The 21979-nt window shown below is 65.5% G+C and carries 21 protein-coding genes; 10 read left to right on the top strand and 11 right to left on the bottom strand.

The window, feature by feature from the left end:
• Positions 1 to 8: 8 nt before the first annotated feature.
• The 5 genes from MSG_RS15660 to MSG_RS15640 all read right to left on the bottom strand — a co-directional run bounded on the left by MSG_RS15660 (position 9) and on the right by MSG_RS15640 (position 4860).
• On the bottom strand, positions 9 to 248 hold the full coding sequence (locus MSG_RS15660; RefSeq protein ID WP_096444582.1) for an acyl carrier protein: 240 nt from the start codon (positions 246 to 248) through the stop codon (positions 9 to 11).
• Between the two features lie 4 nt (positions 249 to 252).
• Entirely contained in the window at positions 253 to 1851 is a 1599-nt protein-coding gene (gene fadD10 / locus MSG_RS15655) for a fatty acid--CoA ligase FadD10 (RefSeq protein ID WP_096441011.1), read from the bottom strand.
• Between the two features lie 27 nt (positions 1852 to 1878).
• Positions 1879 to 2436: an FcoT family thioesterase gene (locus MSG_RS15650; protein ID WP_096441009.1), complete on the bottom strand. Its 558-nt coding sequence runs from the start codon at positions 2434 to 2436 to the stop codon at positions 1879 to 1881.
• Positions 2433 to 3302, bottom strand: coding sequence for a (3R)-3-[(carboxymethyl)amino]fatty acid oxygenase/decarboxylase (gene scoE / locus MSG_RS15645; protein WP_096441007.1), 870 nt, complete (start codon positions 3300 to 3302; stop codon positions 2433 to 2435). The genes MSG_RS15650 and scoE overlap by 4 nt, the downstream gene beginning before the upstream one ends.
• Positions 3303 to 3429: 127 nt before the next feature.
• Positions 3430 to 4860: a PPE domain-containing protein gene (locus tag MSG_RS15640; RefSeq protein ID WP_096441005.1), complete on the bottom strand. Its 1431-nt coding sequence runs from the start codon at positions 4858 to 4860 to the stop codon at positions 3430 to 3432.
• 245 nt (positions 4861 to 5105) lie between these two features.
• Between MSG_RS15640 and MSG_RS15635 the strand changes: the two genes are divergently transcribed.
• The 4 genes from MSG_RS15635 (at position 5106) to MSG_RS15620 (ending at position 9974) form a co-directional block, all read left to right on the top strand.
• A complete protein-coding gene (locus tag MSG_RS15635) occupies positions 5106 to 5915 on the top strand; it encodes a class I SAM-dependent methyltransferase (protein ID WP_096444581.1) in 810 nt (269 codons plus the stop codon).
• A gap of 120 nt (positions 5916 to 6035) precedes the next feature.
• Positions 6036 to 6395: a cation transporter gene (locus MSG_RS15630; RefSeq protein ID WP_096441003.1), complete on the top strand. Its 360-nt coding sequence runs from the start codon at positions 6036 to 6038 to the stop codon at positions 6393 to 6395.
• An 88-nt stretch (positions 6396 to 6483) separates the two neighbouring features.
• A complete protein-coding gene (locus MSG_RS15625; protein ID WP_096441001.1) occupies positions 6484 to 9372 on the top strand; it encodes an MMPL/RND family transporter in 2889 nt (962 codons plus the stop codon).
• A gap of 98 nt (positions 9373 to 9470) precedes the next feature.
• A complete protein-coding gene (locus tag MSG_RS15620; RefSeq protein WP_096440999.1) occupies positions 9471 to 9974 on the top strand; it encodes a hypothetical protein in 504 nt (167 codons plus the stop codon).
• Positions 9975 to 10288: 314 nt separating this feature from the next.
• On the opposite strand, the gene MSG_RS15615 is transcribed toward MSG_RS15620, so the two are convergent.
• Together MSG_RS15615 and MSG_RS15610 are read right to left on the bottom strand one after the other, a co-directional pair.
• Entirely contained in the window at positions 10289 to 10507 is a 219-nt protein-coding gene (locus MSG_RS15615) for a heavy-metal-associated domain-containing protein (RefSeq protein WP_096440997.1), read from the bottom strand.
• 75 nt (positions 10508 to 10582) lie between these two features.
• Positions 10583 to 12844, bottom strand: a complete 2262-nt coding sequence (locus MSG_RS15610; protein WP_096440995.1) for a heavy metal translocating P-type ATPase — start codon at positions 12842 to 12844, stop codon at positions 10583 to 10585.
• A 109-nt stretch (positions 12845 to 12953) separates the two neighbouring features.
• Between MSG_RS15610 and sigC the strand changes: the two genes are divergently transcribed.
• Both sigC and MSG_RS15600 read left to right on the top strand, forming a co-directional pair.
• Positions 12954 to 13508, top strand: coding sequence for an RNA polymerase sigma factor SigC (gene sigC, locus MSG_RS15605; protein ID WP_096440993.1), 555 nt, complete (start codon positions 12954 to 12956; stop codon positions 13506 to 13508).
• Between the two features lie 71 nt (positions 13509 to 13579).
• Complete coding sequence (locus MSG_RS15600) at positions 13580 to 14698, top strand: epoxide hydrolase family protein (protein ID WP_096444580.1); 1119 nt, start codon at positions 13580 to 13582, stop codon at positions 14696 to 14698.
• Positions 14699 to 14816: 118 nt separating this feature from the next.
• Here MSG_RS15600 and MSG_RS15595 read toward each other — a convergent pair whose 3' ends face one another.
• Positions 14817 to 15632 carry an oxygenase MpaB family protein gene (locus MSG_RS15595; protein ID WP_096440991.1) on the bottom strand — a complete coding sequence of 272 codons (816 nt, stop codon included), beginning with the start codon at positions 15630 to 15632 and terminating at the stop codon, positions 14817 to 14819.
• A gap of 54 nt (positions 15633 to 15686) precedes the next feature.
• Here MSG_RS15595 and MSG_RS15590 point away from each other — a divergent pair, with 54 nt between their 5' ends.
• Positions 15687 to 16625, top strand: coding sequence for a cobalamin biosynthesis protein (locus MSG_RS15590; RefSeq protein ID WP_096440989.1), 939 nt, complete (start codon positions 15687 to 15689; stop codon positions 16623 to 16625).
• Between the two features lie 49 nt (positions 16626 to 16674).
• Here MSG_RS15590 and MSG_RS15585 read toward each other — a convergent pair whose 3' ends face one another.
• From MSG_RS15585 to MSG_RS15575, 3 genes are read right to left on the bottom strand one after another with little or no spacing between them, the layout of a single operon-like run.
• A complete protein-coding gene (locus tag MSG_RS15585) occupies positions 16675 to 17490 on the bottom strand; it encodes an SURF1 family cytochrome oxidase biogenesis protein (protein WP_096440987.1) in 816 nt (271 codons plus the stop codon).
• Positions 17490 to 17981 carry a low molecular weight protein-tyrosine-phosphatase gene (locus tag MSG_RS15580; RefSeq protein WP_096440985.1) on the bottom strand — a complete coding sequence of 164 codons (492 nt, stop codon included), beginning with the start codon at positions 17979 to 17981 and terminating at the stop codon, positions 17490 to 17492. The genes MSG_RS15585 and MSG_RS15580 overlap by 1 nt, the downstream gene beginning before the upstream one ends.
• Complete coding sequence (locus MSG_RS15575; protein WP_170063163.1) at positions 17974 to 18651, bottom strand: HAD-IA family hydrolase; 678 nt, start codon at positions 18649 to 18651, stop codon at positions 17974 to 17976. Before MSG_RS15575 ends, MSG_RS15580 begins: the two co-directional genes overlap by 8 nt.
• A 234-nt stretch (positions 18652 to 18885) precedes the next feature.
• On the opposite strand from MSG_RS15575, the gene MSG_RS15570 reads away from it, so the two are divergent.
• The 3 genes from MSG_RS15570 to MSG_RS15560 are packed head-to-tail and all read left to right on the top strand — an operon-like array spanning position 18886 to position 21978.
• Positions 18886 to 19737, top strand: coding sequence for an alpha/beta hydrolase (locus tag MSG_RS15570; protein ID WP_096440983.1), 852 nt, complete (start codon positions 18886 to 18888; stop codon positions 19735 to 19737).
• A gap of 49 nt (positions 19738 to 19786) precedes the next feature.
• Positions 19787 to 20851, top strand: coding sequence for an Rv2231c family pyridoxal phosphate-dependent protein CobC (gene cobC, locus MSG_RS15565; RefSeq protein WP_096440981.1), 1065 nt, complete (start codon positions 19787 to 19789; stop codon positions 20849 to 20851).
• A complete protein-coding gene (locus tag MSG_RS15560; protein ID WP_096440979.1) occupies positions 20848 to 21978 on the top strand; it encodes a Nif3-like dinuclear metal center hexameric protein in 1131 nt (376 codons plus the stop codon). Before cobC ends, MSG_RS15560 begins: the two co-directional genes overlap by 4 nt.
• The last annotated feature ends 1 nt before the right edge of the window (position 21979 follow it).

The raw sequence follows: 21979 nt of genomic DNA, 5'->3' as shown, positions 1-21979 counted from the left end.
ACCTTTGGTCACGGGGATCGTTCCAGCTCGAACTTTTCCAGTTCCCGAACCCAGCCGTCGACCGACAGGCTTTCGGACAATCGCAGCGGTAGTTCGGATTCGCGATCCACGCCAAGTTCTTTCATCAGCAGCACGAACCGAACAGAGTCCAGGCCGAGGTCCCTGAGATCGGTTGTGTCGCCGTTGACGAGATCGGCGTCGTCGATGTACAACACCGAATACACCGCAGCGAGGACCCGTTCGCGCACCGTGTCAGGCACGGGCCACCGCGCCGGCGCTGTCGTCACTGATCGACGCGGCGAGCGAGACTCGCATGACCTTGCCCGACGGCGTCCGTGGAATATTGTCGACGATCACGATCGTCGACGGGCGTGCCATCGATTCCGACTCGCTGCGGTAGCGGGCCGCGATCGCCTGCTTGAGCTTGCGCGCCCCCGAGTCGTCCAGTTCCGTCGTAGCAACCACTGCCAGACCCACCAGCGCTCCGAACTCTGGGTCCGGTATTTCGTAGCAGGCTGCCTCCCGAACGCCGTGCACATCCTCGGCGATGCGATCGACCTCGTTGGGCGCGATGTTGACACCGCCGGAGATGATCATCTCCGACGATCTGCCCTTGATGTAAAAGAAGCCGTCGTCGTTGAGCTCCAGAAGATCGCCGGTGTTCACCCACCCGTCGACCAGAACCTCTCGGGTGCGGTCCGGATTGTTCCAGTATCCCAACATGTTTGCCGGCGATTTGATCCACAGCGTGCCGAACGAGGCGGACGGACCGACGCTCGGATCAGTGGGCCCGCCGCCTGCCGGATCTGCCAGATAGACGTCCACACCGGGGTAGGGACGCCCGACCGCGCCCTCCTCGATTTTCGAGATCGAGCCCGGATCGGTCGGTAGACACAATGCGGTGCAACCTGTCTCGCTCAATCCGTACACTTGGATGGTCTGGACGCCGGCCGCCTCCATGAATTGGATATCGGCTGCGACCGCCCTCGACCCGCCATACCCCAGGAGTTTCAGCGACGGAACCGTCCTGCCGGCCGTCTTCATTTCGGAGATGAGCTTTGATATAAGGAACGGCACCAGACATGTGGTCTCGACGGCGTTCGTATCGAGAATCTCCAACAAGGACGTGGTGTTCTCCCCGCCGGTGATACACAAGCCGCCATGCATCAAACACGTGAGAATCCACCAGAGTCCGCCGATATGCGTCGCGGGCAGGGGCGAGTAGGTGGTCTCACCGGAAACCCAACGGATCCAGGTCAAGTCGGCCTGCCGCAGCAGGTCCGCAATGCCGGAAAAAGTGCGATTGGCCAGCAGGACGCCTTTTGGTTCGCCGGTGGTGCCGCTGGTGAAGACCATTGCCAGCGGATCGTCGGCGCCCAGCCGTGTTGTTGCCGACATCCATTCGTCGTCGACGGCGGCTACGGTGTCGTTGATGCCGGCTGCTATCTCCACCGTGATCGCCGGAATCGATTGGAGTGATTCGGGCAGACAAGCAAGTCCAATTCTACTCCCGGGGGCAACGAGAATCGCACCCGGCTCGGTGATCTGACTGAAACGATCGATGGTGGCGGGCGGAAGATTGCCGTCCGCCATGACCGCGATCGCCCCGATCCTTGCACAGGCCAGCACCGACAGGTAGGTCTCGGGCCCGTTGTCTGCGACGACGAGCACCCGGGACCCTCTCGAGACCGACTGCGCACGAAGGAATGTGGCAATTCTCTCCACTTCTGCGATCAGATCCGCGTACCGCAGTAGGCTGGTGCCGTCGCAGCGACGCAGAGCGGTTGCCTCGGGCCGCTGGCGGGCCTGCTCGAAGACTCGTCCCAGCACGGTGGGAGATAGTTGTGACATGACGTTAAGGTTCTTCTTCCCAACGGGTTAGGGGATATTGAGGACCGCTAGTTCGATCTGACCGGACGCCGCCCCGCCGCTCTGGTCCCAGAACTCGATGGAACAGGGGATCGAGAGGTAACGCCGCGTTCGTTCGATGATGCGGAAGTTCTCACACAACAAGCGCGCCGAAAAACTCTGCGCGTTGATCGATTTCTTGAATTGCGACGACGTACTCCTGATCAGCATGCTGGGCAGCTGGTTGTCGAAGAAGTCGGCGATCGAGTACCCATCGACAATCGGGAGCTCGCGGTTGATGATCGCCGGAGCGAACGCGGCATAAGCGAGTTGATTGAAGCAGATCACCAATTCCACTGCATTGAAGTGTCCCGTGCTGCGGATGTAAGCGGGCTGTTCGATTCGAAAACTTCCGTATGCGAGAACCGAATCTCCTGTCGATTTGTACTCTGCGTCAACGAGATAACGGCATCCCTTGTAGGAGTAGGGCTCCAGCACCATACTCAGGAGCTCTTCTGCGATAGGCACGGTGCCCTCGCCGCCCTCCGTTGCGATATGAGCGGCGGGAAACGCTTCCGGCGCGCTCATACCGCGTATCCCGGTGTCTTGAGGCCATCCAGCATGGTGAGGCGGTACGTCGTCAGGGTGCCGGTAGCCGTGCCGTGTTTCGCCCTGTGCATCAGCACGCGGTTGTCCCACAGGACGATGTCGCCGACGTCGTAGTGCTGCGTGTGGATGAACGGCGATTTGAATTCGGGATCGAGTTGCCCCGTTGCTTCCAGGAGTTCCTGGAGCACCGCTGGATCGAGGAAGTTGCCCTCCTTGTCCTCGATGGACGTGGTACCCGTCACGCAGACGTAAAGGCTTTCCAGTCCCGTCTTGGGGTGCCGAATCACAGTGGGCCACTTGATCGGTGGTGTAGTCCGGGTGAACTCGGCCCAAATTTCTCCGATGGGTTTGTGAACGTCACCGGGGCGGATTTTGATATACGGTCGCGGATCGTGGGTGCTGAGTGTTCCACGGACGGGGTCTTGCTTCTCGGCGGGTAGTGACTCCCACACCCTGTTCAGGTCGATGAAGTAGGTCCCCCGGTCGGGCCCTGGCACTGTGAGAGGCAGCACCATGCTGAAGGCGATGGGTTGCGGCATGAACCCGTAGTCGATGTGCCAGAACGCCCCGGTTCGCGGAACACCTTGACCCTCTTCGGTCGAGGAGACGAAGATCTCCCGATGCTGCTTGTGGTGGTACATCGGCTCGTAGTAGGGGACAATCTCGCCGATTATTTTGCCGAGTGTGATGAATTCTTCCGGCGAAGGGTGGACGTCTTTGAGGATGACGAGCTTGTTCTCGTAGACGATGTCGCGGATCTCGTCCGTGGTGATGTCGTCCAGATTTGCAGGGTCGATACCCGTGACTTGCGCCCCGAGCCCGCTACCTTTCACATTGAGTGCCATGGGCCGCCCTTCTTATTACTTTGGAATAGTGTTGTGGCATAACGGACTGCATAACTGGCCACATGCCTGAGTCGAAATAGCACTGGCGTATACGGAAGTGTGTCGTCGATACGTCGAATCGAGTTGTCTAGCTGTGCCTCCCGTTGGTCCCCGGAATTTCGTCGATGTCGGTGACCCAGGTGCTCGGAACCAGCGGCATGGTGACGCCCGCCGTTTCGGACGACAGGCGGACCAGTCCGGCGGCCTGCGTATCATCTGTCGGCACAGTTCCGGCGAAGCCGAGAGTGCCGGCGCCCTGGCTGCTCGCCGTGTGGGCCTGGGGTTCGGCTTCGGCATCGCTGCCGTCGCTAGTCTCGGCGACCGCGTCGAGGAACTCGTATCGGTAGCCCCGCGCGCCGGACCTGGCTTTGCGGCGTTTTTTGCGGCACGCTCGGGACGCGGCAGCACTCGTTTCCGCCGCTGTGGCCGCCCCGAGAGTGCCGGTTGCAGGATTCGGATCTTTCGCACCAACTTTGGGGTCGAAGCTAATCGGAGGCGGCGCGAAGCCGGGGACGGCGTAGCTGAGGGCGGGTGAGGGCGCGGCGACGGTGGCGGAGGCCGGGGATGGTGTGCCCGGCGCGGGGCTGGTGGATTGTGTCCCCGGGCTGGAAGAGGCCGGCGCGGAGGGTGCCAATCCAGCATCGATATTCGGTTCGGCCGAGCCGGTGGCCGCGGCTTGGTCGGGATTCGTTAGGTCGAAATCGAAGTTCAGGTCCGGGAACTCAAACAGTAAGATCAGGGCGCTCAACGCGGACAACGCGGGAGCGAAAAAGGGAAGCAATAGCAAGGCGTAGGACGCGTAGTACGGGTACCACAGCACGTCGTAAAGAAACAGCGCGATGATCGCCAGCAAGAGCGCCACCTCGGGCTGGAGGCCGAGTCGCTGGAAGAATTCTTGAAAATATTTGAACGGATGGGCGAGGAAGTTCAGGATGTCCTGGAGCCATTGCCAAATGGAGCCTGAGGAGCCGGTCTGTGCGCTTGGGGTTTCGGCCTCGGTGGCGAGGATGTGTGGCGCCGGTCCGGTGGATGGTGTCGCCGCGGTCGCGGCCTGGGCGATAGCCTGGTAAGTCGTCATGGTGGCGGCGGCTTGTAGCCACATACGCACGTAGTCGGCTTCATTGATGGTGATGGGAATCGTGTTGATACCGAAGAAGTTTGTCGCGACTAGCGCGCCGTGGGCGATGTGGTTGGCGGCCAGCTCGACCAGGGTGGGCATGGCGGCAAGCGCACTGGTGTAGGCCGCGGCGGCCGTCTCGTGCTGTGCGGCAGTGACCGCGCTGTCTATCGAAGCCTGCTCAAGCCACCTCAGGTACGGACCGTGCGCGGCCAGATATTGGGCGGCGGTGGGACCCTCCCAGGTGCTTGCGTGCACCCCTTCCAGCAATGTGGCCAGCTCGACGGCGGTCTCGCCGTACTGATCGCTCAGCACCTGCCATTGAGCGGCAGCGGCCAACAATGGCCCCGGGCCGGCTCCCGCGCTCAGCAGCGCCGAGTGCGCCTCGGGCGGCATCGCCATCCATATCGGGGTCGTCACGACTCTACTTTCATTGCAGGGGTATTCAGCACGCGACTGCACGCACAGAGACGTTGTTGGGTGCTCAGTGTGTAGTCGGGCAGACGAGCCGAAAAGTTCCAGGGCGCCGAAAGATGGTTGTATGGGAGCATCTGCGCGCACGCCGGTTCATCAGGAACTCGCGACGACCGAAGGAGAACGGATGGGACGTCAAGACTTCGCGGACCCTGCGCTACGATCCTGAGCTCATGCGAGTCATTGGCGCTCGACATCTCGACGGCATCTCCGAAACCGCGCTTCTCACACTGCATCAGCGCGCGACCGAGGCGGCCCGACCCGACGGCATCATCGACGACCCGATGGCCATCGCCCTGCACCGCAGGCTTGACTTCGACTACCAGCGCTTCGGCCGCACCCATCAAGTCACGGCCTGGCGGGCGTTGGCATTCGACGATGCAGCTCGCCGATACCTGGATGCGCACCCACGCGCCGCCGTCGTCGCTTTGGCCGAGGGACTGCAGACCAGCTTTTGGCGGCTCGACAATGGTGAGCTGAGCTGGCTTTCGGTGGACCTGCCGCCGATCGTGCGGCTGCGCGAGCAGCTACTTCCGGCGTCGGACCGACTGCGCCACTGTGCCCAGTCGGCGTTCGATTACTCTTGGATGGACCACGTCGACCCCGCTGGGGGGGTGTTGATCACCGCCGAGGGTCTGTTTCAGTACCTGGACCGCGACGCCGTGTTCGACCTGATCGGAGCGTGCGCCAAACGATTTCCCGGTGGCCAGTTGGTCTTCGACAGCGTTCCCAGGTTCTTGAGTGCGTATTCGCTGCGACGCGGCATCAAGCTCAGCAAGCACTACACGGCGCCCCCGATGCCATTCTGGTTCACCGCCAAGCAGTACGACGAACTACGCGACATCCCTGGCATCCGTGCGGTACGCGAGCTGCCGGCGCCGCCGGGGCGCGGCAGGTTACTGCCGCCGGCTACTCGATGGCTCTACCGCGCGCCGCTACTCGCAGCGCTGCGTGCCCCCACGACGCTCGTCGAATTCGGTTGATCTGCTTTGCGTAACTCCGCGGGATCGGCCGGGCGGCCGCAGATTTTGGAAGCTTGGGAACTCATCACACAGTTTCAACGACTAACAAGATGGCGCTCGTCACTGTTCGGATAGGAAGGTATGCCGTTGACGGAACTGGTTGCACCAGAGTCTGGGTTGTCAGGTAGCCGAAGGGTTCAACTTGACCTGACTGGCTTGTCGTGCGGAGCCTGTGTGCGCCGAGTGGAAAAGAAGCTGAATTCGCTCGAGGGAGTGCACGCATCGGTCGACCTCTCCAACCGGGTGGCCACCATCGATGCGCACAATGATATCAGCACCGCCGCTCTCTGTGATGCCGTGCACAAGGCCGGGTACGGTGCGAGCCCGCGCGATGAAAGCATCACCGAAGCCGACCGTTCGCCCGTCCGCGAGAAACCCAGCATGCTAAGGACCTTCCGGGCATTCGCAACGTTACTTGCGCGCTGGATCATGCGGCATTGAACGTCAGCAATCGCGTCTGTGGAGCGGCCGCGGCGAAAACCTCTGCGCCATGGCGGAATAGGGACTACGAGCGCCTGGTGAATTGCACGTGACGAGGGCGCCGTCCTCGTCGGACTGCTCGAGCGATGCCGAATCAACACCCATCGCACGCATTATCCGTACCCTGGCCGTGCCGATCATCTTGTTCTGGCTCGCGGCTCTCGTCGCTCTCAATGTCCTCGTTCCTCCGTTGGAGATCGTCGGACAGCAGCGGTCGGTTTCGCTGAGCCCCAAGGAAGCACCTTCGTTGATGGCCCTCAAACGCATCGGTCATGCCTTCAACGAAGGAGAAACAGACAGCGTGGCGCTGGTCGTCCTGGAGAGTGACAAGCCGCTCGGGGAGGACGCACATCGGTTCTACGACAACCTGATTCGGAAGTTACGCGACGACCGCACGCACGTGTTGGGGGTTCAAGACCTCTGGTCAGATCCGCTGACGGCACCAGGAGCGCAGAGCAACGACGCGATGGCCGCCACCGTCCAGGTGAGTCTCGCGGGTAACCAGGGTCAGTCGCTCGCCAACGAATCGGTCGACGCGGTCCGCAAAATCGTGGAAGGCATTCAGCCGCCGCCGGGGGTGAAGGGCTACGTCACCGGGCCGGCCGCACTGGCAACAGATCTGCAAACCAGCGGCGACCGGTCGATGGTGAAAGTCACCCTGACCACCGTCGTGGTGATCTCCATCATGTTGCTGTTCGTCTACCGGTCGCTGGCCACCGTCGTTCTGCTATTGCTCACCGTCGGCGTTGAATTGTCAGTGACGCGAGGAGCTGTCGCGCTGCTGGCGCATAGCGGAATCGTCGGGCTTTCCACCTTTGCGGTCAGTCTGATTACGTCGCTGGCGATTGCCGCGGGGACGGATTACGGCATATTCATCGTCGGCCGGTATCAAGAGGCCCGTCAGGCCGGTGAAGGCAGGGAAGCGGCCTTTTACACCATGTACCGAGGGACGGCGCATGTCATTCTCGGCTCGGGTCTGACGATCGCGGGTGCGACATTCTGCCTGAGCTTCGCCCGGATGCCCTACTTTCAAACCTTGGGCGTCCCGTGCGCGGCGGGGATGCTGGTAGGCGTTATCGTCGCGCTGACCCTCGGCCCGGCCGTTCTGACAGTCGCCGGTCGCTTCGGTGTGTTCGATCCCAAACGCCGACTCGAGGTGCGTGGCTGGCGGCGCATCGGTACCGCCGTGGTGCGTTGGCCCTTACCCATCCTCGGGGTCACCTGCGCTGTCAGCCTCGTGGGTCTGATCACCTTGCCGGGCTACCGCCCCAGTTACGACGACCGGGCATATCTGCCCGGCTGGATCCCGGCAAACCAGGGCTTCCGGGCAGCGGATCGGCACTTCTCCCAGGCTCGGATGAAGCCGGAGATCCTGCTAATCGAGTCGAAACACGACATGCGAAACCCGGCGGACTTTCTCGTGCTGGACCAGCTGGCCAAGGGGGTGTTTCGAGTTCCGGGTATATCGCGGGTGCAGTCGATAACCAGACCTGACGGAACGCCTATGGAACACACCTCCATCCCGTTCCAAATCAGCATGCAGAACGCCGGTCAGTTGCAGAATCTGAAGTACCAGCGCAACCGGATGGACGACCTGCTGAAACAGGCCGATGACATGACGCAGACAACGGCCACGATGCGTCGCATGTACGACCTCATGACGCAGCTGGCGGATACCACGCACCGAACTGTCGGCGACACCGTCCAGATGCGAAGAATCACCGATGAACTGCGCGACCGTCTCGCGGATTTTGACGACACCTGGCGACCGATTCGTAGCTACCTTTACTGGGAACGGCATTGCTACGACATCCCGGTCTGCTGGTCGACCCGCTCGCTATTCGACGCGGTAGACGGTCTAGACCAGATCGATGGGCAGCTCAACATCCTGGTTGGTGATATCACGCAGTTCGACGCGATCATGCCGCGGGTGATCGCGCAGCTCCCGCCGATGATCACCACGATGGAAGGTGTCCGCACGATGATGCTGACCATGCACAGCACCATGTCCGGGATTCTCGATCAAATGGATGAGATGGGCCAAAGCGCGACCGCCATGGGGCATGCTTTCGATGCGGCAAAGAACGACAACTATTTCTATCTCCCGCCCGAGGCGTTCAAGAATTCCGAATTCAAGCGCGCGATGAAGAACTTCCTATCGCCGGACGGACACGCGGCTCGACTCATCATCCTGCATCGGAGCGACCCCGCGTCGGCCGAGGGCATCTCAAGCATCGACAAGATCAGAACGGCAGCGGAAGAGTCTCTCAAGGGAACACCCTTGGAAGACGCGAAGATCTACGTGGCCGGTATCGGTGCAGTTTTCAAAGACATCTCTGAGGGCGCCAAATGGGATCTGATGATTGCGGGAATTGCGTCGCTCTGCCTGATTTTCGCCATCATGCTGATCCTGACCCGCGCCTTGGTGGGGGCCGCGGTCGTCGTCGGGACCGTAGCGGTTTCCCTCGGCGCCTCGTTCGGGCTGTCCGTGCTGCTGTGGCAGCACGTTCTCGCCGTTCCATTGCATTGGCTGGTTCTGGCGATGTCAGTGATCGTGCTGTTGGCCGTGGGCTCGGATTACAACCTGCTCTTGGTCTCACGCTTCAAGCAGGAAATCGGGGCGGGCCTGAACACTGGGATCATCCGCGCGATGGCCGGCACCGGCAAGGTGGTAACAAACGCGGGCCTGGTGTTCGCGTTCACGATGGCGTCAATGCTGGTGAGCGATCTGAGGATTGTAGGACAGGTGGGAACCACCATCGGTCTGGGCTTACTGTTCGACACGTTGATTGTGCGCTCCTTCATGACGCCGTCGATTGCCGCACTGTTGGGCCGTTGGTTCTGGTGGCCAACCAGAGTGCGGGCGCGACCCGCCAGCACCTCGACCGCGCCTGTCCGAACTGAGCCGCTAGCTCGGCAGCCCGCCTACAGCGATTAAGCCGGAGCAGGAGAGTTTTCCCCATCTTGGAACCGCGGCACTCGTCGACCCGACCATTTAGGGGGTATCGACGGCATGCCCGGCGAGGGGAGTGCGGGTTGACCGATCAGTCGAAACTCGACAGCCACCGGCGGATGTTGCAAGCGATCGAGAACCAAGTGCTCGACGAGGTTTCGATTTCGCGACTCCGGCGTGCGGTGGTGGCCGCACTGGCAACGGCGTTGGCTGCGGCGGCCTCGGTGTGGTGGCTCGAGGAGACGGGCAAGGCCTTGCCGTACGCCGCCAACCGTGTCCCCGCCGCCGCCGCCGTCGCGCTCCTGGGATCGGCGGTCATCTCAGCGGCGGCGGTTCGACTGAGTCGTTACCGCTGGTGTTGCGCGGCGGCGCATGGCTGTGGACTGGCCGCGGTGATCGGCATCGGGGCCTTCTGGTGGGTACGCACTGGGCCAACCGGAATAGGACTGTCCTGGCTAGTCTTTGCCGACCTGACCGCCGTGGCGTTAACGGTCGGTTGGCTCGCAATCATCCTCACACCAATAGAACGTTCCCAGCCGGACATGCGTGCGCGGTCCGGGGACCGGAGTGTGCGCCCGGCGAAATAATTTATCTTCCAGACGAATCCGTGGACGAGCGCGGATCCTGGCGATTCAGGCGGGTTGCTTTTCCATGGGCTTGTCACAGCAGACTTCATTGTGGCCGCTCTCGCTGCAACATGGACAGTCCTTCTCGTAGACGAGAGTGGATCCGCACTCGCTGCACGTGTAGCGGTCTCCGGCCTTCCGGGTCATGTTCGTCTCTCTTCCAGGCATTGTGAACTGCGCTTGCGCGACGGACCGCCCGCTTCGGGCGGCTGCCCGTCCAGTGTGCACCCGGGGGACGACCGTTCGAAAGGGACCTGTTCGGGCGTGGGCTGCCTTCAGGGCTGGATCTGGAAGTCGCCCTTGGTCGCCAACGCCTCCTGCACGCGCTGCTGTTCCAGAAGCCGGTCTGTCTCGATACGGACGGAAGAGGCCGCGGCGGTTTGCAGTGTGACGTCCACGTCCTTCACGCCGTCGAGTTTCAGCAGCACTTGTTTGACCGTGTCCACGCACCCGCCGCAGCGCAGACCGGTGACGGCAAACGTTTGTTGTGTCACGTGTGGAAGACCTTTCTTGCCGGGGTATCGGTCAGCTGTCGGGTGCGGACCGGTGTGGCGGTTCAGCTTGGTGGTTCAGCTTGGTGGTTCAGCTTGGTCCCGAATCGTCCCAAAGTTGCGTAACCGCAAGCTATTCGACACGACGAAGAACGAGGAGAAGGCCATGGCCGCACCGGCGACCAGCGGGTTGAGAAATCCGGCGGCGGCAATGGGAATAGCCGCGATGTTGTAGCCGAATGCCCATACCAAGTTGACCCTGATTGTCCGCATCGTCGCTGCGGCCAGGTCGAGCGCCAGGGGCACGACGAGTAGGTTGTCCCGAACCAAAATGATGTCGGCGGCGCCGATCGCGACGTCGGTCCCGCGCCCAATCGCCATCCCCAAATCGGCGCACGCGAGCGCGGGTCCGTCGTTGATGCCGTCACCGACCATCGCTACGGTGCGCCCACGGTCGCGCAGCTGCTCAACGACGTCGACCTTGCCCTCCGGAAGGATCTCGGCGATCACCTCGTCGATGCCGACTCGGGCGGCAACGGCGGCCGCCGACGCCGGACTGTCGCCGGTCAAGAGCATAGTTCGCAGGCCGCGATTGTGTAGCGCGATCACGGCATCGGCTGCGGAGTCCTTTACCGCGTCGGCGACCGCGATGACTCCGCATGGTTCGTCATCGACTTCCACGTAAACCGCTGTCTCACCGCGTGCTTCGGCGTTACGCCGGGCCGCGACCATGGTTTCCGGTACGGGTGAGGAAGTGATCCATGACGGTTTGCCGACCCGCACCGTGCGACCGCCGACGACACCGCTGACTCCGCGACCGGGAACTGCGTGGAAGTCGGCGACCAGTTCGAGCGCGGTCTTCGATGCGGCGATCGCGAGCCCGATCGCGTGCTCGGAACCGGCTTCCACCGTCGCAGCTAACGCGAGTACCTCCTCGGCGTCCCATCCCGGAGCAGCCACAACTGCGCCGATCTGCAACAGCCCCGTCGTCAGAGTGCCGGTCTTGTCGAACACGACGGTGTCCACCGCGCGGGTGATCTCCAGGGATTTGTAGCCCTTGAGGAAGATCCCGAGTTGGGCGCCGCGACCGGAGGCGACCATCATGGCGGTCGGCGTCGCCAGTCCCAGTGCACATGGGCACGCGATCACGAGCACGGCGAGCGCGGCCGAGAACGCCCGGTCCGGTGCACCCCCGAGGGTCAGCCAGACGGCGGCGGTCAGCGCAGCCACTGCGAAGACACAGGGGACGAACACCGAGGCGATGCGGTCAGCCAGGCGCTGTGCGTTGGCCTTCTGTGCCTGCGCCTGTTCGACCAGACGGACCATGCCGGCGAACTGGGTATCCGCGCCCACCGCGGCGGCCTCAACGATCAGCCTGCCGTCCAGCACGACCGTGCCGCCTACCACGTTGTTGCCCGGCCCGAGTCGAATTGGTTTGGCCTCGCCCGTCATCGCGCTCATATCCACCGCGGCCGACCCCTGGATGATCAGGCCGTCCGCGGCGATCGTCTGCCCCGGGCGCACCACGAAGCGGTGTTGCTCTTTGAGTTCGTCGGCCGGCAGGATCATTTCCGACCCGTCGGGCTGCAGCACGGCGACGTCCTTCGCGCTGAGCGCGGCCAGGGCCCGCAACGCGCTGCCCGCCCTGGACTTGGCTCGAGCCTCGAAATATCGTCCCGCCAGCACGAACACCGTGACACCCGCGGCGACCTCGAAGTAGATGGCGTCGCTACCGAGCAGCGCCTGCCAGATGCCCTTGCGCTCGGCCGTGTGGTGATGGCCGAAGACCGTATACAGCGACCAAACGGTTGCTGCGGTGATACCCACCGAAATGAGCGTTTCCATCGAGGCGCCGCGGTGGCGCGCGTTGCGTATCGCGACGCGATGAAAAGGCCACGCCGCCCAGGTCACCACGGGGAGCGCCAGCGCGGTTAGCGCCCACTGCCAGCCGGTGAAGCGGGTGCTGGGCACGACGGCGAACATCACCGACAGGTCGGCCAGCGGCACAAACAGCACGGCGGCGACGGCCAACCGGAGCATCAGGTAGCGCGCGTGATCGGCGTCCGGATCGCGGGCGTCTTGACTGCCGCTGCCGCGTAGCTCGGCTTCGAAGCCGGCTTGCTGTATCACTTCGCACAATGCGGCCGCCGTCATGTCGGTGCCTGCGTCGATCGTCGCCACCCGAGTGGCGAAGTTGACCGAGGCCCGAACACCGGGCACCTTGTTGAGCGCCGATTCGACCCGGTTGGCGCAGGCGGCGCACGACATCCCGCCGACTTGAAGTTGCAGCCGCTGGGCACGTAATGGCAGCTCTTCAGCCTTCGCGGCCGTCGTCGACATCGCCAACCTTAACCTCCTCCGTATCGCGCCCGCCCACTCAAGAGTCGTTGCGGCCTAGCAGAAAGTTCCCAATACATTGGGCAACACTTATGGCCTACGCTCACTGTCCGTGGGGACAAGCGGCGACGATGACCAAATTACCCGTCTCGCTATCGCCGCCGGAAAGGGTGACCGGGCCGCGCTGTCGCGGTTCATCGAGGCAACCCAGCGCGACGTCTGGCGATTGGTGGCTTATCTCGCTGACCCGGGCAGTGCCGACGACCTGACTCAGGAGACGTATCTGCGAGCGATCGGCTCCTTGGTTCGTTTCAGTGGCCGGTCGACCGCGCGGACCTGGCTGTTGTCGATCGCCCGCCGTGTCGTCGTCGACCAGATCCGTTACAACGCCAGCCGGCCTCGCACCATCCACGTCGACCTCGAAGAAATGGAGGGGCTGGGGCCCGCCGACGGCAGCCGGATCGAAAACGCCGTCGAAATCCGGATGCTGCTCGATCAACTCGCTCCCGAACGACGCGAAGCCCTGATCCTCACTCAGGTCCTCGGCCTGTCCTACGTCGAAGCGGCTGTAGTCGCCGGATGCCCGGTCGGCACCATCCGCTCCCGGGTGGCGCGGGCGCGCGACGAGCTACTGCGCGTCAAAGACGAAAGCGAGCAGGCCGGATAGCCGCCCGGCGACGTGCCGGCGCGGCCCGGCCCGCGCGTGGAGTGTCGCGCACGCAGCGGCACTATGGATGGGTGAAGCCGTTTCGAATCGAAGTTGCCGACGACGTTCTCGATGATCTTCGCGCGCGTCTGGCGCGCACGCGCTGGCCGGAAGCCGAGTGCGTGGACGACTGGAGCCAGGGCATCCCGCTGGCGTACACGCGCGAGCTTGCCGACTACTGGGCCACCGAATACGACTGGCGGTCGCGGGAGGCCGCGCTCAACCGCTTCGACCAGTTCGTCACCGAGATCGACGGGCTGGAACTGCATTTCATCCACCAGCGTTCCCTGCACCAGGATGCCTTTCCGCTGGTGATCACGCACGGCTGGCCCGGTTCGATCGTGGAGTTCCACAAAGTGATTGAGCCGCTTACCAATCCGCCCTCGGGGCGCTCCGAGGACGCCTTCCATGTGGTGTGCCCGTCGCTGCCCGGGTACGGCTTTTCCGGCAAGCCCAGCCGCACGGGATGGGGCGTGGAGAAGATCGCTGAGGCGTGGGCGACCCTGATGCAAAGCCTGGGCTACGACCGCTACGGCGCCCAGGGGGGCGACTGGGGCGCGGCGGTCACCACCCAGATCGGGCGAAACGGTGGCCACTGTGCGGGCATTCATCTGAACATGCCGATCGGTTCGCCGTCGCCCGAGAGCCTAAAAAACCCCACTCAGGACGAGCAGGCGGCCCTGGAAGGGCTGGCAAACCACCGCAAGTGGGGCATCGGTTATTCCACGCAGCAGTCCACCCGGCCGCAGACGCTGGGCTACGGCCTGACCGATTCGCCGGTGGGGCAGCTGGCGTGGATCGTCGAGAAGTTCTGGGCGTGGACGGATTGCGACGGGCATCCCGAAAATGCGCTGAGCCGCGACGAGCTGCTCGACAACGTGATGGTGTATTGGGTAACCGGCACCGCCACGTCGTCGGCGCGGCTGTACTGGGAGAGCTTCCGGGTATGGCGCGGCGGCGACCGCGTCGAACTGCCCACGGGCGTAGCCGCTTTCCCCGGTGAGCTGCTGAAGCCGCCACGCAGCTGGTGCGAGCCGAACTACAACATCACCCGTTGGACCGCGATGCCGCGCGGCGGCCACTTCGCCGCATTCGAACAACCGGAGCTGTTCGTCGACGACGTCCGCGCGTTTTTCGCGACGGTGCGCTGAGTGCCCATCGTCGAGTGTGAAGCTGCCGACGCGACTCGTCCGGCGGCCGGCGCCGGTTTCACGGTCGGCCACAGCCGGCGTCGCGTCGGCCTGCAGGCGCGAAGGTGTGCCGCCCCATTCAGACGATCCGCCAGCCGCGGCGCGCCCGAAATCGCATGTCCCACAAGTATATTTGATAGCCGAGGAGCCACGCGCGATGCGGGATCAGCCGATCGGCGAACCGCAGGGCGGACAGCAGCCGTTCGAAACGGCGTTGCTGTTTGTCCGACCAGTCCAGCTGCATCATCGCCCGAAACTCCGGGGCCAAGAATCCCGTCGTCGCGAACAGGTTGAACGGCCCCGCCAGCGCATTGAGCGGCCACGGCAAGAAGATGACCGCGGCCACCCCGCGCAGATGTTCGCGGACCGGGGGATCGATGCGCAGCTCGTCGAGCGAGCGCTTCCAGTATTCGTCGAACGCGACCCGGTCCGGTGGCCACATCCGCTCGGGCACTTGCAGCGTGGTGCCCAACTTCTTGGCGTCGTTGTAGACGGCGTCGGCGGCGGCGTCGTCGAGGGCCCCGTACAGGAACTCGTGCTGGTCGACGAAGTAGCGGTACAGGCATGCGGCCACCCACACCTGCAGCTTCGGGTCAAAAGCGTTGTAGGACACCGGGCTCGACGGCAATGACCGAACCTGGCGGTGCGCGACGTCAACGGCGTCGCGGATCAGGGCGCGGTCGGACTCGGACCCGATGGTCGCCACCGCGAGGTAGGTGCCGGTGGTGCGGGCCCGCTTGAACGGATGCTTGTAGACGTTGCCGCTGTCCACCGGGCTTTCCAGCACGCCGTACCCGACCCCGGGCAATGCCAGCTGCATGATCACGTTCGCGGCGGGCAGCAGCGTCGCCGCCGGGTTCAGCAGGTCGGCGACCCGGGTCGCGGGTCGCTTCATCGCGGTTGTCGCCTCACGAGAACGAGTATGACCGCTTTGTGAGACGCTTCGCGGGTGTTTGTGACGCGGGCGCGGACCGTCGGTGTGCTGGCCGGCTATTTGGCCGACCTCGCCGTGAGCGACCCGCGGCGGGGCCATCCGGTTGCGGTGTTCGGCCATGCCGTCGCCCGGCTGGAGCGGGTCACCTACCGCGACGCCGAACTCGACGGCGCGGTGCACGTGGGTATCGCGGTCGGACTGGTAGGTCTGCTCGGATTTGTTGTGCAGCGCGCCGTCGCGCGCCGCGGCCCGCTGTGGTCGGTTGCCGCGACGGCCGCGGCCACCTGGGTGTCGCTGGGCGGGACCACGCTGGCGCGCACCGGCCTGGACATGGCCGCGCTGCTGGACCGCGGCGACGTCGAGGCCGCGCGGCGGCTGCTGCCGTCGCTGTGCGGGCGCGACCCGGCTCAGCTCGACGGCGGCGGCCTGACGCGCGCGGCGCTGGAGTCGATCGCCGAGAACACGTCGGACGCCCAGGTGGCGCCGCTGCTGTGGGCGGCGGCCGGTGGGGCGCCCGCGGCGTTGGCGTACCGCGCCGTCAACACGCTGGATTCGATGATCGGCCACCGCTCGCCGCGCTACGCCCGATTCGGTTGGGCCGCAGCACGATTGGATGACGCGGCCAATTACGTCGGCGCCCGGGTCACCGCGATGCTGGTGGCGGCGTGCGCGCCGGTGGTCGGCGGTTCGCCGGCGCAGGCGCTGCGCAGCTGGCACCGCGACGCGGCACGGCATCCCAGCCCCAACGCCGGCGTTGTGGAGGCGGCCTTCGCGGGCGCGCTGGGCGTGCGGCTCGGCGGCCCCACGCAGTATCGCCACGAGCTGCAGATCCGGCCCACCCTCGGCGACGGCCCGCAACCGATCGTCGCCGACCTGCGTCGGGCGGTGGCGCTGTCGCGGGCGGTGCAGTTGGCGGCCGCGGTGGTCGCGGCCGGGCTGGCCGGTGTGCGTTGACGGCTTGAGCGTGCGTCGATGGGCGAGGGCGCCTGGCCTGAGTGCAGCCTCAGCGGCGCCGGCCGTAGCGGTCGGCGAGTTTCGCCTCGACGGTCGGCGGGGTGTCCGGTTTCGGCGCCTGCTGCCGCTCCCGGCGGCGCACGCGAATCTCGGAGTACGCGAAGTACGCCAGCCCGATCGGCGCCAGGATGCCGAACGAGATCCACTGGATTCCGTAGGACAGAAATGGTCCGGCATCCAGATGCGGGACGCCGATGAGGCCGAGCCCGCCGGGTTGATTTTCGACCAGTTGCAGATACGAGCCGGCCAGCGGCACCTTGGTCAGCACCGAAACCTGTTCGGTGTTGATCGAATACACCTGCTGGAAACCGTCGCGGGAGAACGGGTCCTTGCCCGGCAGGTCCGGCTCGGAATCCCGCAGCCGCGCCGTGATCGTCACGGTGTCCTGCGGAAGGCGGGGGATCGGCGGGACGTGCGAGCCGGGCTCGGGCCGCACGTAACCTCGGTCGACCAGAACGGTGGGGCCGTCGTCGACGACGAACGGCGCCAGCACCTCGAAAGCCTGGTCGCCCTCCACCACGCGCAACCGCGCCAGCACCTGGGCGTCGGGCAGGTAGTGCCCGGTCGCCGTCGCCCGGCGCCACTGCGCATCAGGTGCCGACGAATTCTGCTGCGGCAGCAGGGTTTTCAGCGATACGGGGGCGGTGTTGAGAGAATTCGAGATCTGCTGGTTCTCCCGCGAGGTCCGGGTGTTCTTGCCCAGCTGCCACGGCGCGAGCACCATGAAGCACAGATACGTGAAGGCGATCACGACCAGGATCAGCGCTATCCAGCCCGGCCGCAGCAGAAAGGCCAAGCGGCGCATCAACGGTGTCCGTTCCGCGCCAGCTGCTCGTCGACCCAGGCATGCAGGCCGGGCAGGGCGGCCTCGATGACGGTGAAAACCTCCTCGAAGTCGGCGTGGTCGCCGTAGTAGGGGTCCTCGACGTCCAGGGCGTAGGCACCCGACCGGGGATCGAACGAGCGCAGCATCCGGATGCGGTCCTCGTCGACACCGAGCTGCTGCAATTGGCGAAGATGGTTGCGGCCCAGCGCAATCACCAGGTCCGCGCCCAGGTGGTCGTCGTCGACCTGGGCCGCGCGGTGCTCGGTGGAGTAACCGTGGGCGCGCAGCACTCGCGCTGCCCGCTCGTCGGCGCGATTGCCGACATGCCAGTTCCCGGTGCCCGCACTGGTCACCCGCACCGCGTGGTCGAGCCCGCGCCGCTGGAGTTGATCGGCGAACATCTTCGCGGCCATCGGCGACCGGCAGATGTTGCCGGTGCAGACGAACGTCACGTGCAGCGGCTCAGACACCCAACGCCCTCCGCAGCTCGTCGACGGTCGCCGCGTGCGTCACCCCGACGACCGGGTGCGCGTCGTCGGCGAAGTCGTCCCGTCCGTAGCCCCAGCCGACCACCACGGTGTCGATGCCGTGGGCGGCCGCGCCTTCCACGTCGTGGCTGCGATCGCCGACCATCAGCACGCGGTCGGGCAGCGGCTGCAGTTGCGCCAGGGCGTGCGCCAGCACCTCTTCCTTACTCCTGCGCGTGCCATCGGGACACGCGCCGGCGATGACCTCGAAATGCTCGTCGAGCCCGAAGTGGGCGAGGATCCGCCGGGCTGTCGGCTCTAGCTTCGAGGTCGCCACGGCCAGCCGGGTGCCGGCGGCACGCAGATCGGCGAGCAGCGGCTCGATCCCGTCGAAGAGGCTGTTCATCGACCAGCCGTGAGAGCCGTATTCGGCCGCGAACGCCGCGAACGCCGCGTCGGCATGCTCGCCTAGCCCCATCGAATGGAACGTCTCGTCCATCGGCGGGCCCACGATCAGGGCCGCGAGGTCACCGTCGGGCACCTCGGCACCGACGTGTGCGAGCGCATGCACGAAGCAGGTCACGATCCCCTCGGCGGAGTCGGTCAGGGTGCCGTCGAGATCGAAGATCACCAGCTGCGGCGCCGCGCGGTCGGTGGAGACTGTGCCGGTCACGCCACCATTGTCCTTGATGCGGCGGCACCGGCATTGCGTGGCTCTGCCGGCGGCCGAGCCGACCCGGCGCCATCGGTCGAGTTATTTCTATGCGGATTCTATGTCTGGCCCGCAAAGGGCTCCCTCGCCTAGCGTTTTGGCGGTGCCCGGCAAATAATTCGTCCCACCCGCCGCCTCGTCGACCGGGGCGGGCCGCCCCCAGTTACCGGCACGGCGAACTCGAGAGGAACGACCATGACCGACAGCACCGTCGCGGCCTGGGAACAGGCGGAGATCGAAAGAGCGAACGACTCTGGGCTGACCCCAGTGGTGTTCGTCCATGGGCTGTGGCTGCTCTCCAGCAGCTGGCAACGATGGCGTGACCTGTTCGAAGCCAACGGGTACACGACCATCGCTCCGGGCTGGCCCGATGACCCGGCCACCGTCGCCGAGGCGTTCGAACGTCCACAAGTGTTTGCGCACAAAACGGTTCAGGGCGTGACCGACCACTATCTGGACGCCATCGGGCGGCTGACGAAAAAGCCCGCGGTGGTGGGCCACTCGTTCGGCGGATTGATCGCGCAGAAAATCGCCGGCACCGGTGCTTCTGCGGCGACGGTTTCGATCGACAACGCCCCATTCCGGGGTGTGCTGCCGCTGCCGATCTCCTCGTTGCGGTCGGCATTCCCCGTGCTCGGGAATCCAACGAACTACGGCAAGGCGATTGCCCTGAACTTCGAGCAGTTCAAATACGGATGGGCCAACAATCTCGATGAGGCCGAAGCCAAAGAACTGCACGAGACGTTCCACGTGCCCGCGCCGGGGTTGCCTCTCTTCCAGGCGGCGGTGGCGAACTTCAACCCGCTCAGCGAAACCCGGGTGGACTCCAAGAATCCCGACCGTGGTCCGCTGCTGATCATCGCGGGCGAAAACGACCACACCGTGCCGTTGCCAATCACCGAGGCCACCTTCAAAATCCAGTCCAAGCACAACCCGGGCGTCACCGAGATCGAGCGAATTCCGGCCCGCGGCCACTCCCTGGTCATCGACAGCGGCTGGAAAGAAGTGGCCGACGTCGCCGTGAAGTTCGTCCAGCGCTTCGTCTGATCTGCCGGTCGCGTAATCCGTCCCCCGGCGGCCCATTAGTGTTTCGGGGATGGCAAGTCTGGACCCGGGCGCGCCCGCAGCGGCGCGCTACCACGGTGACCAGGCTGTCGCGCCGGGCATGCTCGATTTCGCCGTCAACGTGCGGCACAGTCGGCCGCCGCAATGGCTGACGGCACGGTTGACCGCGCGGCTGTGCGACCTGGCGGCCTACCCGAGCGGCGCGGACGAGCGCCGCGCCCGCGACGCGGTCGCGGTGCGACACAGCCGAGCCCGCGACGAGGTGGTGCCGCTGGCCGGCGCCGCCGAAGGCTTCGCGCTGTTGGCCAACCTGCGCCCGGCCAAGGCGGCGCTCATCGCGCCGTCGTTCACCGAGCCGGCCGTGGCCCTAAGTGCGGCCGGAGTGCCCGTGCACCACGTCGTTCTGCGGCCGCCGTTCGGCCTCGACGGGGCCGCGGTCCCCGAGGACGCCGACCTGGTGGTGGTGGGCAACCCGACCAATCCCACCGCGGTGCTGCACAACCGCGAGCAGCTGCTGGCGTTGCGCCGGCCGGGGCGGGTCCTGGTGGTCGACGAGGCTTTCGCCGACGCGATTCCCGGCGAACCGGAGTCGTTGGCGGGTATTTCGCTGCCCGACGTACTGGTGCTGCGCAGCCTGACCAAGACGTGGTCGCTGGCCGGGCTGCGGGTGGGCTACGCGCTTGGCCCGCCGCAGGCGTTGGCGCGGTTGACCACCCAGCGCGCGCACTGGCCGGTGGGCACGTTGCAGCTGGCGGCCATCGAGGCTTGCTGTGCCGCCGACGCCGTCGCCGAGGCGGCCGCCGATGCCGTCCGGTTGGCTCAGCTGCGCACGGAGATGGCGGTGGGTCTGGCGTCGGTGGGAGTCGAGGTAGTCGCTGGCCGGGCGCCATTCGTCCTGTTCCGCACTCCCGACGCGGTTCGGCTACGAACCAACCTGCAGCGCAAGGAGATTGCGGTTCGCCGCTGTGATACCTTCGTCGGCCTGGGCGAGCAGTATCTGCGGGCGGCGGTGCGCCGCGAGTGGCCGCTGCTGGTCCAGGCGATCCACGAGATCGCTCCGTCAACCAGGTGCGAGACCAACGGGAGCTACCGGTGAGCGTACGGCTATCCGACGTCATCGAGGCGCTGGACGAGGCCTATCCGCCGCGCCTGGCGCGGGCGTGGGATTCAGTCGGACTGGTCTGTGGAGATCCCGACGACGCGGTGGACTCGGTGACCATCGCGGTCGACGCCACCGCGGCCGTCGTCGACGAGGTCCCCGACGGCGGCCTGCTACTGGCCCATCACCCGCTGCTGCTGCGCGGGGTCGACTCGGTCGCGGCCCACACGCCCAAGGGTGCCCTCGTGCATCGCCTGATCCGAACCGGGCGTTCCCTGTTCACCGCGCACACCAACGCCGACTCGGCGTCACCCGGGGTCTCCGACGCGCTGGCCGCCGCGCTCGGCCTCACCGTCGAGGCCGTGCTCGAACCGGTTTCGAACACCGAGGACCTGGACAAGTGGGTCATCTACGTGCCGCACGAGAACTCGGCAGCTGTGCAGGCGGCCGTGTTCGACGCCGGCGCCGGTCACATCGGCGACTACTCGCACTGCAGCTGGAGCGTCGGCGGCATCGGGCAATTCCTGCCGCACGAGGGGGCCGCGCCCGCGGTGGGCAGGGTCGGCACGGTCGAGCGGGTGGAGGAAGACCGGTTCGAGGTCGTCGCTCCCGCACGCATCCGGGCCGACGTGCTGTCGGCGATGCGCGCCGCCCATCCCTACGAGGAGCCCGCCTTCGACGTCTTCGCCATGGTGCCTCTGCCCGGCGACACGGGGCTGGGCCGCATCTGCGCCTTGCCGCGACCGGAACCATTGCGCGCATTCGTATCCCGCGTGACCCGGGCGCTGCCGCAGACCTCGTGGGGGGTGCGTGCCGCGGGCGACCCGAACCTGGCCGTCTCGCGCGTCGCGGTCTGCGGCGGCGCCGGGGATTCGCTGCTGGCCGCCGCGGCCCGCACCGGCGCGCAGGCCTACGTCACGGCCGACCTGCGCCACCATCCCGCTGACGAGCATCGCCGGGCCTCGGAGGTGGCGCTGGTCGACGTCGCGCACTGGGCCAGCGAATTCCCGTGGTGCGACCAGGCCGCGCAGCTGCTGCGGTCTCGGTTTGGTGCCTTGCTGACCGTGCGGGTGTCCACGCTGCGTACCGACCCGTGGAACCTTGGCAATTGCGGGGGAGAGTAGA

The organism is Mycobacterium shigaense (assembly GCF_002356315.1).
GTDB lineage: Bacteria > Actinomycetota > Actinomycetes > Mycobacteriales > Mycobacteriaceae > Mycobacterium > Mycobacterium shigaense.
Note: the sequence above shows the minus strand (reverse complement) of the source record. Positions and strands in the feature narration are given on the sequence as shown.